The organism is Xanthomonas euroxanthea, from assembly GCF_900476395.1.
Classification (GTDB): domain Bacteria; phylum Pseudomonadota; class Gammaproteobacteria; order Xanthomonadales; family Xanthomonadaceae; genus Xanthomonas; species Xanthomonas euroxanthea.
This window is the reverse complement of sequence record NZ_UIHB01000006.1, coordinates 70,396-82,352: the sequence shown is the minus strand read 5'-3', so window position 1 is coordinate 82,352 and position 11,957 is coordinate 70,396. Positions and strand designations below refer to the sequence as shown.

The following is an 11,957-nucleotide window of genomic DNA, read 5'->3' as shown; positions in this document are numbered from 1 at the left end:
GGCGCCGCATGCAGCACATGCTCAGCCTGGACAGCGCCGTCGCCACCCTGACCCAGGGCGGCGTGATCGCCTATCCCACCGAAGCGGTGTGGGGACTGGGCTGCGACCCGCGCCAGCAGGCCGCGGTGCTGCGGCTGCTGGAGATCAAGCGTCGTCCGGTCGACAAGGGCGTGATCGTGGTCGCTGCCAGCGTGGATGTGCTGCACGCGTGGGTGGATATGGACGCGCTGGCGCCGGCCCGCAGGCAGGAGGTGCTGGCCAGCTGGCCGGGCCCGCATACCTGGATCCTGCCGATCACCGCCCAGGCGCCACGCTGGGTCACGGGCACGCACGACGGGCTGGCGGTGCGCATCAGCGCACATCCGGTGGTCGCCGCGCTCTGTGCGGCCTGGGGCGGCCCGTTGGTCTCCACCAGCGCCAACCTGGCCGGCGAACCACCCGCGCGCAGCCGCCAGGCGCTGGACCCGGCCCTGCTGGCCAGCATCGACGGGGTGGTGGATGGCGAGGTGGGCGCGTTGGCGCAACCGACCCAGATCCGCGATGCCCGCAGCGGACAGATCCTGCGCGACTGAGCAGTGACCACGCGCCGCCTGTCGGCGCGCCTGCCTGCACACCGCCTCCCCCTTTGCCCATAGGCCGGCAGACGCGCACACTGCGGCCATGCGTACCGTCCTGACCCTTCTGTTGCTGGCCACCACGCTGCCTGCGTCGGCGGCCAACACCGCCAGCAAACCGGATCCGAATGTGCGGATCTACCGCTGCGTCAGCAGCACCGGCACCGTCGCCCTGCAGGATGCGCCGTGCAGCAGCGGGCGCCAGCAGATAATGGACCTGCAGCGCCCGCAGGACCCACCGCCGCGACCGCAGCGCGCCGACGACGCCCCGGCGGCCGTCGCCACGCAGCCGCCGCGCGAGGTGCGCATCATCACCGTGCAGCCGCCGCAGCCGATGTACGAGTGCACCACCGAAGAGGGCGAGCGCTATACCAGCGACAGCCCGGAAGGCAATCCGCGCTGGGTGCCCACCTGGGGCCCGGCCTATGTGGGCAATGGCATTGGCCCGCCGGTCAGCGGCGGCGGCATCCAGCGTCCGCCGATCTCGGTCAGCCCACGCCCGGCGGGCGCGGTGCAGGGAAGCTCCGGACGGGGGGGAAGCCTGCGCGGCAGCGCAAGCTTCGGAGGCGGCGGCCACGGCGGTTACAACGGCGGCGGCCACGGCGGCACGGTGATCGTGCCCTACGGCAACGTGCAGATCCGCGACGAATGCCATGCCCTGCCCGAACAGGAAGTCTGCGCGCGCCTGGCCGACCGTCGCTGGGAACTGATCCGCCGCTACAACAACGCCCTGCAGAGCGAACGCCAGGATCTGAGCCGCGAGCAGCGCGGCATCGACGCGCGCCTGCAGCGCGACTGCGGCGGCGCATGAGGCGCTGGCTGTGGGTGGCACTGCTGGCGAGCGCCGAGTTGGCCAACGCACAGGAAGTGGCGATCTACCGCTGCACCGATCCGGCCGGCGCGCTCACCGTGCAGAACATGCCGTGCCCGAAAGGCATGCAGCAGCAGAAGAAGCTGATGACGGTACCGGCCGCAGTGCCGTTCACGCAGGGTGGATCGGGCGCAGCGGCGCCGGCGCGTACAGCGCCCGCTGCGCAGCCGCAGGCCACCCCAAAGACCGATGCCCCTGCCTCCGCCCCGGCTGCGACGCCAGCACCGGTGGCAGCGACGCCACCTGCCGCGCCCTCGACATCCACGCTGCCACCCCCGCCCCTGTTCGAATGCACCGCACACGACAACGGGCGCTATTTCACCGAAGACCGCGAGCCGGCCACGCGCTGCCTGCCGATGCAGACCACCAACCTGGCCGGCGGTCCGGCGACCGGCGGCGGCAGCGCCTGCGAGGTGGTCACCGATCGCTGCGCGCCGGTGCCGGACCAGCGCCTGTGCGAGGCCTGGCGCCAGCGTGCCGAGCAGGCCGAATCCACCTGGCGTTTCTCCGACGAGGCGCAATCGGCCGAGCGCAAGCAACGCTACGTGCAGATGCGCCGGGTGCTGGACGAAAGCCGCTGCGCGAATCCGTCCGCCACGCCATGACGCTGCAGCCGGCGTGGCAGCGCATGCCAGCCAGTGTGCCGGTGCAGTGCTTGCCGGGCTGATTCTTTCGAGCCACTGCAACCGTTAGCGATCACCGGATGACCTGCGCGGTGCAGCGAGCCGCATGCGAGCAAGCCCGCCGCACTGTCGCCTGCGTTGCGTGCAGACGCGGCGGACGAACACTGCAGGCGCAGGCGCAGCGACGGGTCGGCGCCTGCCTGCGCATCTTCCGATGCCATGCATGGGCACTGTCCGCGTGACCATGCATGCATGGCGTGTCAGAACCCGTAGCGCAGGAAGCCACCATCCACTGCGATGCATTCGCCGGTGATGTAGCTGGCTGCCGGCAGGCAGAGGAAGCCGACGGCGGCGGCCACTTCTTCCGGTTCGCCGATGCGGCGCATCGGGGTGCGTTCGATGACCTGCTCGTAGTAATCCGGGTCCGACAACGGCCCGGAGGTGCGACGGGTGCGGATGTACCACGGCGCCACCGCGTTGACGCGGATGCCGTCTTCGGCCCATTCCACCGCCAGGTTGCGGGTCATCTGCTGCAACGCGGCCTTGGTCATGCCGTACGGCGCGCCGCTGCGCACATGGGTGATGCCGGAGACGCTGCCGACGTTGACGATCGCCGATGCTGCGTGGCGGGTCAGCAACGGGTGCGCATAACGCGACAACTCGAACGCGGCGAACACGTTGGTTTCGAAGATGCCGCGCCATTGGTCCTCGGTGTAATCGATCGCCGCGCGGGTGATGTTGCCGCCGGCATTGTTGATCAGCAGATGCAGGCCATCGGCGTGGTCTTCCACCCAGTCCAGAATCGCGCGACGCTCTTCATCGTCGGCCACATCGGCGGCCAGCCCATGCAGCTCGCGCTCGGGAAATTCCTCGGCCAACTCGTCGCGTGCCTGTGCCAGGGCATCGGCATCGCGCGCCACCATCAGCAGATCCGCGCCGAAGCCCAGCAATTCGCGCGCGATGGCAAAGCCAATGCCGGCGCTGGCACCGGTGATGAGCGCGGTCTGTCCATCCAGCCGCCAACGATGGGTTGTCACGTGGGTGATCCTCTTTCAAGACGCAGGAAACGGCCGCCGCAGCGCAGTTGACGCGCAACGATGGCCCCGGCGTTAGGATACCGCCACCCCGAGCGAGGTCACGACGATGAAACGGCATTGGATTCTTGCGACCAGCCTGATGCTGCTGCTGGGCGCGTGTCAGCGACCGCAACCTGCGCCCACCGAGCAGAAGCCCGAGCCACAGGCCACCGCCCTGCGCGACCACATCCAGCAGCCGTTGAACAAGGCACATGCGGTGCAGGCAGCAAGCGACCAGGCCGCAGACGATCAACGCAAGGCGATCGACGCGGCCACGCAGTAACCGAAGCCTGCTGCCTGACATGCGCGCGTTTGTGTCCAAGCAGCAATGCACGTGCGCGCAGGCGATTGCGCGCCAGGCGAGCAGTGCACCTGTGCGCACGGCCAACACGCATAAGTTCGCTCGACCGTGACGCCATGCGTTCTGCCATCTGTCTTTTGCGTCGTTGGCGCGCCCGCATCGTGGCGTTGCCTGAGCGCTGACACGACAACGCCGGCACGTGGCCGGCGTTGTCGATCCCTCACGCTGGCATCGTGCCGCGTCAGAACCCGCAGAAGCAGTACGCCAGCGACTTGACCGGGGTGCCGCCCGCCTTGCTGTCGTGCACGGCGTCTTCGACGAAGCGCAGCTGCGTGTCCACTTCCGGCAGCGAGCGCGCCAGCAATGCACGTGCCATGCCCGAATCGCCCAGCATCCAGGCACCCATGCGGCTGCCGGCAAATCCGCTCATGAACTGCGAGAACGGCGTGGCCGGCTTTTCCACGTAGCGCACGCGGAACTTGCCGCGGCTCAGCTTGGCGCGGTTGGCCGCATCGGCCACCGCTTCGGACATGCCGCCGAACGCGTCCACCAGACCATGCTGCCTGGCCTGCGCACCGCTCCACACACGGCCGCGTGCGACCTTGTCGATGGCGTCCACCGACTGGTGGCGCGCCTGCGCCACCTTGCCGGTGAAGTCGGCGTAGCCCTTGTTGATCACCGCCTGGATCACCTGGCCGGCGGCCGGGTCCAGCGGACGGGTGATGTCGAAGGCGCCGGCAAACCGCGTGGTGCCCACGCCATCGGTGTGCACGCCGATCTTGTCCAGCGCGCGGGTCAGGTTGGGCACCATGCCGAAGATGCCGATCGAGCCGCTGATGGTCGACGGATCGGCATAGATGCGATCGGCGTTCATGCTGATCCAGTAGCCGCCCGAGGCGGCCAGATCGCCCATCGACACCACCACCGGCTTGCCGGACTGCTTGAGCGCGACCACCTCGCGGCGGATCTGCTCGGAGGCAAACACCTCGCCGCCGGGCGAATCCACGCGTAGCACCACCGCCTTGACCTCGTCGTCGTCGCGCGCCTGGCGCAGCAACGCGGCGGTGGACTCGCCACCGATGCGGCCGGCCGGCTGCTCGCCGCCGCTGATCTCGCCGGCGGCCACCACCACGGCCACCTGCGGGCGGCTGTCCATCGCCGAACGCTGCGCCTGCAGCTGGCTCAGATAGTCGTTGAAGCCGATGTTGCGGAAGCCGCTGTCGGCATCGCTGTCGGCCACGCCGCGCTTGGTCAGCAGCGCATCGACTTCCTCGCGGGTCTTGAGCCCGTCGACCAGCTTCTGCTGCAGCGCGAACTTGGCCAGGTCGCCACCGGCGGCGGTCACGCCCTCGGGCAGGGTGTCGATGCCGGCGCTCAGCTGCGCCGGGCTGAGCTTGCGTGCGGTGCCGACATCGGCCAGGTAGCGCTGCCAGACGTCGTTCATCCAGAACAAGTCCGCTTCCTTGGCGTCGGCCGACGCGGCATCGAGGATGTACGGCTCGGCGGCGGACTTGTACTCGCCCACACGGAACAGATGCACGTCCACGCCGAGCTTGTCCTGCAGGCCTTCGCGGAAGTACTGCCGGTAGCGGCCAAGTCCTTCCAGCAGCACGCTGCCCATCGGGTCGAGATAGACCTCGTTGGCCTGCGCGGCGAGCAGGTACTGGCCCTGGCTCATGCTCTCGCTGAAGGCGACGATCTGCTTGCCGGAGGTGCGCAGCTTCTGCAGCGCCGCGGCCACTTCACGCTGCGAGGCGAAACCGGCCGGCTGGAACTTGTCCAGGTTCAACACCACCCGCTCGATCTTGCGGTCCTTGCCGGCCGCCTCGATCACCCGCACCAGATCGCGCAGCTGCACTTCCTCGGCGCTCTTGTCGCCGACCGCCTTGGCCAGCGAGCGGCTCACCGGATCGGCGCTGAACTGCTCGACCAGCGTGCCCTCGGGGTTGATCACCAGGGTGGTGCGCTCGGCCAGCGGCTTGGTGCCGTCGCCCCGCGCGATCGCCACCACGAACAGCAGCAGCATCAGGAACAGAAAACCGAAGAACACCAGGTTGAAGATCAGGCGCCGGGTGAAATTCATCACATCCCAAAGGCCGACGAAGAAACTGGCGATGGGACTGCGACGCACGGGGTGGTTCATGGAAAACTCCGTCGAAAGACGCTGCATGCAATTCAATGGTGTCCAGCATACCGGCTGCGTGGCGCGCGCGGCATGCGCTGGAAGTCAGGGGGTCGTGCCGGCAGTCAGTCGCCGGCTGGTCTGCCGGAAGCGCAAGCCCATCAGGACCGACGCCACGGTCAGGCCCAGGATCAGGCCGATCCACATGCCTTGCGGTCCCCAGCCCAGCCCCAGGCCGAGCCCGGCGCCGATCGGCATGCCGACACCCCAGTACGAGAACATCGCCAGGAACATCGGCACGCGGGTGTCCTTGAGCCCGCGCAGCGCGCCGCTGGACAGCACCTGGATGCCATCGGGAAACTGGAACGTGGCGGCAAACAGCAGCAGCACCGAGGCCAGCGCCGCCACCGCCACGTCATCGGTATAGACGCTCACGATGGCATCGTGGCCCAGCAACAGCACGCTGGCCGACAAGGCCTGGGTGCCCAGCACGATGGCGTAGCCGGCCCAGGCCGCGCGCCGCATGCCCAGCGGATCGCCGCGCCCGACCGCATGCCCGACCCGCACGGTGGTGGCCTCGGCCACGCCCATCGGAATCATGAAACACAGCTGCGCGACGTTGATCGCAATCTGGTGCGCGGCCGCTTCGGTGGAGCCGAGCCGGCCGATCAACAGGGCGGTGACGATGAACAGGCCGCCCTCCATCAGCACGGTGATGCCAATCGGCAGACCGGTGCGCAACAGGTCGCCAATCGCGCGCCAGCGCGGCCCCTCGAGATGGGCGAACAACTGCAGATGCGCAAAGCGGCGCGAGCGCCACAGATACAGCGCAAACACGCTGGCCTGCACCCACATGGTGATCGCCGAGGCCATGCCCAGGCCTTGCGCACCGTGCTCGGCGAAGCCGAATCTGCCATAGGTCAATGCATAGCCGAGCGGCGCCAGCACCAGCAGGCCGCCAAAGCCCAGCAGCATGGTCGGCAGGGTCCAGTGCATGCCCTCGCTGAGGTAGCGCATGCAGAAGTAGAACGTCAGCGCCGGCCCGCCCCAGCGCACCGCGTGCAGGAAGTCGGTCGCGCCCGGCACGATGTCCGGCGCAATCCCGAAGGTGGGCAGCAGCGGCGGCACCGCGCTCAGGAACGCGAACATCACCGCACCCAGTCCCAGCGACAGCCACAGGGCCTGGCGGAACAGCGGGCCGATCTCGTGCTCGCGGCCGGCACCGCGCAGCTGCGAGACCGAGGCGGTCAACGAGATCAGCGTGCCGATCGGCACCAGCATCGGCAGCCACAGCAGCGAGGTGCCGATGGTGACCGCCGCCAGCGTGGCGGTGCCGTGGTGGCCGGCGATGACGTTGTCGACAAACCCGATCAGGCCGGTGGAGACGTGGCCGAGCACCAGCGGCAATGCGAGCAGGCCGGTGGTGCGCACTTCCGCGGCGAAGCGCGGCGTCGCGGAGGTGGGTGCAGAAGAGACAGACATGAAAACCGATCGCTGCGCGGACTACGGCCGTGCCGGGAGGCGCTGGCACCGGGTCGCGTGGGGCCGCTATCTTACCCGGACTTCCGGGATGGGCAGTTGGGTCGCCGGAATGACCACGCCAGGCCGGGAACACGCGGGGCGGCAGATGCGCCACGTCAGGCGGCCGTGGTGGCCGGCCCCCCGGACCCGGATGCCTGGGCACGAGCGGAGTCAATGTCCTGCGGCGTGACGATCGCCCCCTGGGCAACTGCACTGCCAAAGACGGCAGCCCTGCATGCCCTCCACGCCGTGTCCGCCTCGGTGCGCGGCATCGAGGATGGACACCGAGCACGCGTGGAAACGACGCCAGCGCGGGGCCGGTGCACCGGCGCCGTCCCGCCGCTGCCGCTTAGCGCGCCAGCTGGCGCTTCAACCAGGCGCTGCGCGTTGCCGGTGCCTGCGCAAGCAGGGCGTCGCGCAGGGCATCGCGCTCCTGCGGCGGCGTGCGTTGTGCCAGCACCGCCAACTGCTCCAGCTGCCCGGCATCCAGGCTGCGCAGCGCCGCCAGCAACGTGTCGCGCTGCGCTGGCGGCACATAGCCGATCAAGGGCTGCAACTGCGGATAGAACGCGCCCAGCTGCGAGCCCAGGCGCCAGCCATCGCGATGCAGGCGATCCATCGCGGTGAACTGCGTGCGCAGCGCGCGCTGCTGGTCGTCGGGCAAGCCATGCAGACGCTCGCGTGCCTGCCGCACTACTACCCGGTCGGTGGCGGTGAGCCCCTTCCAGGCCGCATAGCGGGCGCGCAGCTCGGACCGCTGCGCAGGCGTCAATGCGTCCCAGCGCGCGCGTTGCTGCGCGGCGCTCGGGGTTGCGGGCGTGGAGGCCGCGGGCGCCGGCGCGCGCGCGCTGCCTTCTTCCAACGGCGCCGGCAGGGTTTGCGCTGCGGCCATGCCGACCGCGGCCAACGCCAGCAGGCCGCACCACTTAATTGTCGGCATCGACGGTCTCCAGGGCGGCGGCGGCAGGCTGGGCAGTGGCGGCAGTGGCATGCGCGCCGGATTCGTCGGCCGGCACCGGATGCCCGGCCGCGTACCAGGCATAGAAATCGGCCGAACGCGCCAGCTCCAGGTCCGGGTCGGCCAGCATCGCCTGGTCGCGCGGATCCAGGCCGGGGTTTGCCACCGCGTCCGGCAGGTCGGCGGCGGGAAGGTCTTCCACCAGCACCGGCGCGGCATCGGTGACGTGCAGCACGCCGGCCGGGGCCTGCGAGACCGGCTCGGGCGGCAGCGCCGGCCGGCGATGCGTCCACCACCAGCCCAGCGCCGCGAGCAGCAGCGCCAATGCCAGCACAGCCAGCACGATGCCGGCGTGGCGGCGGTCGATCCGCGGCCAGTGCCACTGGCGGGCAGGCCGGACACGCGGAGCGGCCGGGCGCCGCGCCTCGGCGGCGGCAGCCACGGGCGCGGCCGCGGCAGGCTGCAACGGCATGCCGGCCAGGGCCGACTCGCGCAGCTGTGCCAGCCGGCTCAGCTGGGCCGGGCCGAGGTCGCGCAACTCCTGCTGCGCCGCCTCGGCCAGCACCCGCCAGGCCTGCGCGTCCGGGTTGCCGGCCGCATCGCGCGGGCAGGCGCGGGCCAGGGACTGCCGATAGGCCCCCACCTCGATGCCTTGCACCTCGCTGGCGGGTTCTTCTTCCAGCCCGGCCACGATACGCAGCAGGAGCGCCAGGCGGTCGGTGGTCTGCATCCGCCCCAGTGCGGTGAACGGAGGCAACCAGGTCCCCGGCATGGGCTCGCGTCGCAGCGGCGGGGCGGTTGCCAGTAGGCTCCAGAAGCGCATCGGCCAGCCGGCCATCGGGCGACCCGCCGCCTGGCTGCTGAACGCCCGCAACGCGGCCGCCAAGGCCCGCTCGGCCGCCGTGCCATCGCCACATTGCAGTTGTGCGAGCACCAGACCCCGGCGTTCGACACCACGCAAAAACGCTGACAACGCGGCAGGGGTGACAGGGGCGTCGGGGACTACGGTCATGAGAACTCCAGCATCGGCCGGCATGATACCGACGCAATCGGCCCCCGCCGATGGCTTGACAGATCGACCCGGCTACGCTGCGCTCCGGTGCCGCCGACCGCCGTCATCGACGCGGGTTGTGCACAGCGGCAGACATGCCGATACGCAGGCGTCTGTCAACTGTTGATTTTTCTTTGTTGCATTCGTGTTTCACGCCTAAGTGATTGATCCTGATAGCTTTAAGCCGATTGGCTAAAAAATGTCCAACAGGTTGCAGAGGCTAGTGAATCCGCCTTCACAGCGTGGAGCACGAGACTAATTCACAGGCTTATCCACAGGCAGTGTGGATAAACCCGTTTCCTTAACCCTCACATAGGTTTACGTCGGATTTATCACTTCGGTCACACAAACACGTCGTAAGCCCGCGCACCGATCCGGCGCCATCGGCAGGCCCGTGCCGGGTACTGGACAGGGTCGGTAGACTGGCCGGATGTCCTCGACCGTCGCCACCCTGCGCGTCGCCTTGCCGGTGCCGCTGCCCCAACTGTTCGACTATCTGCCCCCGGCCGAGGCCCCGCTGACCGACCCGGCGCGGGTCGGCTGCCGGGTGCGGGTGCCGTTCGGGCCACGCGAGCTGGTCGGGGTGGTGGTGGAGATCGGGCAGTTGGCCTCCGCCGAGGGGCTACGCGCGGCGCTGGCATGGTGCGACGACGCCCCGCTGCTGGTCGAGGAGCTGGCCCGTTCACTGCAATGGCTGGCGCGCTATACCCATGCACCGCTGGGCGAGGCCCAGTCCAGCGCCCTGCCCGGCCCGTTGCGCCGCGGCGAGCCGCTGGCCGAGACCCATGCCTGGGCCTGGCAACTGACCGAGGCCGGGCGCACCGGCGCCGCCAGCCTGCGTGCCGGCAGCCGCCCCGCCTTGCTGGCCGCCCTGCTGCTGCCCGGTGCGCTGGGCGAAGAACAGCTGGACCCGTTGCTGCCGCAATGGCGCGAGGCCGCACGCAGCCTGGCCAAACGCGACTATGCCGCGCGCGTAGCGGTGCCGGCCGACAGCATCCCGCCCCGCCCTGGCAGCGGCCCGCAGCTCAACGACGAACAGCAGGCCGCCGCCGACGCCATCCGTGCGCAGCGCGGTTTTGCCACCTATCTGCTCGACGGCGTCACCGGCAGCGGCAAGACCGAGGTCTACCTGCAGGCAATCGCCGACTGCCTGGCGGCCGGTCGCCAGGCGCTGGTGCTGGTGCCGGAGATCGGCCTGACCCCGCAGACGCTCGGCCGCTTCCGCGCCCGCCTGGGCGTGCCGGTGCACGCACTGCATTCGGGGCTGTCCGATGGCGAACGCGCGCGGGTGTGGGCGGCAGCCTGGCGCGGCGAAGCCAAGCTGATCGTCGGCACGCGCTCGGCGGTGTTCACCCCGCTGCCCAATGCCGGGCTGATCGTGATCGACGAAGAACACGACGGCAGCTACAAGCAGCAGGACGGCATTCGCTATCACGCCCGCGACTTCGCGCTGGTGCGCGGCAAGGCGCTGGATGTGCCGGTGATCCTGGGCAGCGCCACGCCATCGCTGGAAAGCCTGCACAACGCCTATTCCGGCCGCTACCAGCATCTGCGCCTGTCGCGCCGGGCCGGCGAGGCGCGTCCGCCGCGCGTGCGCGTGCTCGACGTGCGCAAGCGCCCGCTCAAGGACGGCCTGTCGCCGGAAGTGCTGGCCGGCATTGGCGCCACCCTGGCGCGCGGCGAGCAGGTGCTGGTGTTCAAGAACCGCCGCGGCTATGCGCCGGTGCTGCTATGCCACGACTGCGGCTGGACCGCCGCCTGCCAACGCTGCAGCACGCCGCTGCACCAGACCCCGATGACCGTGCACGCCGGCGGCCGGCGCCTGCAATGCCACCACTGCGGCGCGCGCCAGCCCGCACCGCTGGCCTGCCCGGCCTGCGGCAGCCTGGCGCTGCAGCCGCAAGGCATCGGCACCGAGCGACTGGAAGAACGCCTGACCGAGGCATTCCCGAACTTTCCGGTGGTGCGCATCGACCGCAGCACCACCCAACGCCGCGACGCGCTGGAAACCCAGCTGGCGCGCCTGGGCAGCGCCGCCGGCATCCTGGTCGGCACCCAGATCCTGGCCAAGGGCCATGACCTGCCACGGCTGACCATGGTGGTGGTGGTCGGCATCGACGAAGGCCTGTTCTCGGCCGACTTCCGTGCCGCCGAGAAACTCTCCCAGCAGCTGATCCAGGTGGCCGGACGCGCCGGGCGTGCCGACCGCCCCGGCGAGGTCTGGCTGCAGACCCACCACCCCGAACACCCCTTGCTGCAGACCCTGGTCAACGGCGGCTACCACGCCTTTGCCGATGCCGAACTGCAGCAGCGCCAGGCCGCGGGATTTCCGCCATTCGCGCATCTGGCGCTGTTCCGCGCCGAAGCCAAGGATGTGGCAGCGGCCAACCAGTTCCTGCTGGCGGTGCGTGGCCTGACCACGGCGGACACCACCACGCAGTCGCCCGCGTTTGCCGCAGTGGAATGCTACGGCCCGATGCCGGCACCGATGCCGCGCCGCGCCGGTTTTCAGCGCACCCAGTTGCTGTTGTCCGCGCAACAGCGTTCGGCGCTGCATCGTCTGCTGGACGCGCAGCTGCCGGCGATCCATGCGCTACCGCAGGCGCGGCGCGTGCGCTGGTCGCTGGATGTGGATCCGATCGATCTGTACTAGTGCAGGCGTATCGCGCACCGCGCTGCCACCAGACTCACGTTTTAGCCAATGCGCCCACGCTCCGTAGGAGCGCACCCGGGCGCGACGCGGCGTTACCGGCAATGCCCTCGCGCCCAGGTGCGCTCCTACACACAACGCGAGGCCAGCAAGCCGCGCGGTGGGATCGT

Annotated in this window: 10 protein-coding genes; 5 read left to right on the top strand and 5 right to left on the bottom strand. The window is 69.9% G+C overall.

Features of this window, described 5'->3' with window-relative positions:
- Positions 1 to 8 precede the first annotated feature (8 nt).
- The 3 genes from tsaC to CPBF1521_RS17630 all read left to right on the top strand — a co-directional run bounded on the left by tsaC (position 9) and on the right by CPBF1521_RS17630 (position 2,090).
- The gene (tsaC, locus tag CPBF1521_RS17640; RefSeq protein ID WP_115677801.1) at positions 9 to 572 is read left to right on the top strand and encodes an L-threonylcarbamoyladenylate synthase type 1 TsaC; all 564 of its coding nucleotides are present in this window, start codon (positions 9 to 11) and stop codon (positions 570 to 572) included.
- An 88-nt stretch (positions 573 to 660) separates the two neighbouring features.
- On the top strand, positions 661 to 1,425 hold the full coding sequence (locus CPBF1521_RS17635) for a DUF4124 domain-containing protein (RefSeq protein WP_115677800.1): 765 nt from the start codon (positions 661 to 663) through the stop codon (positions 1,423 to 1,425).
- Positions 1,422 to 2,090: a DUF4124 domain-containing protein gene (locus CPBF1521_RS17630; RefSeq protein ID WP_115677799.1), complete on the top strand. Its 669-nt coding sequence runs from the start codon at positions 1,422 to 1,424 to the stop codon at positions 2,088 to 2,090. Before CPBF1521_RS17635 ends, CPBF1521_RS17630 begins: the two co-directional genes overlap by 4 nt.
- A 278-nt stretch (positions 2,091 to 2,368) precedes the next feature.
- Here the strand turns inward: CPBF1521_RS17630 and CPBF1521_RS17625 are convergent, their stop codons facing one another.
- Positions 2,369 to 3,145, bottom strand: coding sequence for an SDR family oxidoreductase (locus CPBF1521_RS17625; RefSeq protein ID WP_104650048.1), 777 nt, complete (start codon positions 3,143 to 3,145; stop codon positions 2,369 to 2,371).
- 106 nt (positions 3,146 to 3,251) lie between these two features.
- Between CPBF1521_RS17625 and CPBF1521_RS17620 the strand changes: the two genes are divergently transcribed.
- Positions 3,252 to 3,467: a hypothetical protein gene (locus CPBF1521_RS17620; RefSeq protein ID WP_047127474.1), complete on the top strand. Its 216-nt coding sequence runs from the start codon at positions 3,252 to 3,254 to the stop codon at positions 3,465 to 3,467.
- Between the two features lie 259 nt (positions 3,468 to 3,726).
- Here CPBF1521_RS17620 and sppA read toward each other — a convergent pair whose 3' ends face one another.
- The 4 genes from sppA to CPBF1521_RS17600 all read right to left on the bottom strand — a co-directional run bounded on the left by sppA (position 3,727) and on the right by CPBF1521_RS17600 (position 9,098).
- Positions 3,727 to 5,628 carry a signal peptide peptidase SppA gene (gene sppA, locus CPBF1521_RS17615; RefSeq protein WP_104650047.1) on the bottom strand — a complete coding sequence of 634 codons (1,902 nt, stop codon included), beginning with the start codon at positions 5,626 to 5,628 and terminating at the stop codon, positions 3,727 to 3,729.
- A gap of 84 nt (positions 5,629 to 5,712) precedes the next feature.
- Positions 5,713 to 7,089 carry an MATE family efflux transporter gene (locus tag CPBF1521_RS17610; protein WP_104650046.1) on the bottom strand — a complete coding sequence of 459 codons (1,377 nt, stop codon included), beginning with the start codon at positions 7,087 to 7,089 and terminating at the stop codon, positions 5,713 to 5,715.
- 388 nt (positions 7,090 to 7,477) lie between these two features.
- On the bottom strand, positions 7,478 to 8,068 hold the full coding sequence (locus tag CPBF1521_RS17605) for a DUF3106 domain-containing protein (RefSeq protein WP_180496793.1): 591 nt from the start codon (positions 8,066 to 8,068) through the stop codon (positions 7,478 to 7,480).
- Positions 8,055 to 9,098, bottom strand: coding sequence for a hypothetical protein (locus CPBF1521_RS17600; RefSeq protein WP_115677798.1), 1,044 nt, complete (start codon positions 9,096 to 9,098; stop codon positions 8,055 to 8,057). The genes CPBF1521_RS17605 and CPBF1521_RS17600 overlap by 14 nt, the downstream gene beginning before the upstream one ends.
- Before the next feature lie 469 nt (positions 9,099 to 9,567).
- Here CPBF1521_RS17600 and CPBF1521_RS17595 point away from each other — a divergent pair, with 469 nt between their 5' ends.
- Positions 9,568 to 11,790 carry a primosomal protein N' gene (locus tag CPBF1521_RS17595; RefSeq protein ID WP_115677797.1) on the top strand — a complete coding sequence of 741 codons (2,223 nt, stop codon included), beginning with the start codon at positions 9,568 to 9,570 and terminating at the stop codon, positions 11,788 to 11,790.
- The last annotated feature ends 167 nt before the right edge of the window (positions 11,791 to 11,957 follow it).

What these genes read in the sequence shown, in the direction of transcription:
- tsaC (WP_115677801.1), top strand. Translation starts at nt 9, where the DNA reads ATGCAGCACATGCTCAGCCTGGACAGCGCCGTCGCCACCCTGACCCAG.
- CPBF1521_RS17635 (WP_115677800.1), top strand. Translation starts at nt 661, where the DNA reads ATGCGTACCGTCCTGACCCTTCTGTTGCTGGCCACCACGCTGCCTGCG.
- CPBF1521_RS17630 (WP_115677799.1), top strand. Translation starts at nt 1,422, where the DNA reads ATGAGGCGCTGGCTGTGGGTGGCACTGCTGGCGAGCGCCGAGTTGGCC.
- CPBF1521_RS17620 (WP_047127474.1), top strand. Translation starts at nt 3,252, where the DNA reads ATGAAACGGCATTGGATTCTTGCGACCAGCCTGATGCTGCTGCTGGGC.
- sppA (WP_104650047.1), bottom strand. Translation starts at nt 5,628, where the DNA reads ATGAACCACCCCGTGCGTCGCAGTCCCATCGCCAGTTTCTTCGTCGGC.
- CPBF1521_RS17610 (WP_104650046.1), bottom strand. Translation starts at nt 7,089, where the DNA reads ATGTCTGTCTCTTCTGCACCCACCTCCGCGACGCCGCGCTTCGCCGCG.
- CPBF1521_RS17605 (WP_180496793.1), bottom strand. Translation starts at nt 8,068, where the DNA reads ATGCCGACAATTAAGTGGTGCGGCCTGCTGGCGTTGGCCGCGGTCGGC.
- CPBF1521_RS17600 (WP_115677798.1), bottom strand. Translation starts at nt 9,098, where the DNA reads ATGACCGTAGTCCCCGACGCCCCTGTCACCCCTGCCGCGTTGTCAGCG.
- CPBF1521_RS17595 (WP_115677797.1), top strand. Translation starts at nt 9,568, where the DNA reads ATGTCCTCGACCGTCGCCACCCTGCGCGTCGCCTTGCCGGTGCCGCTG.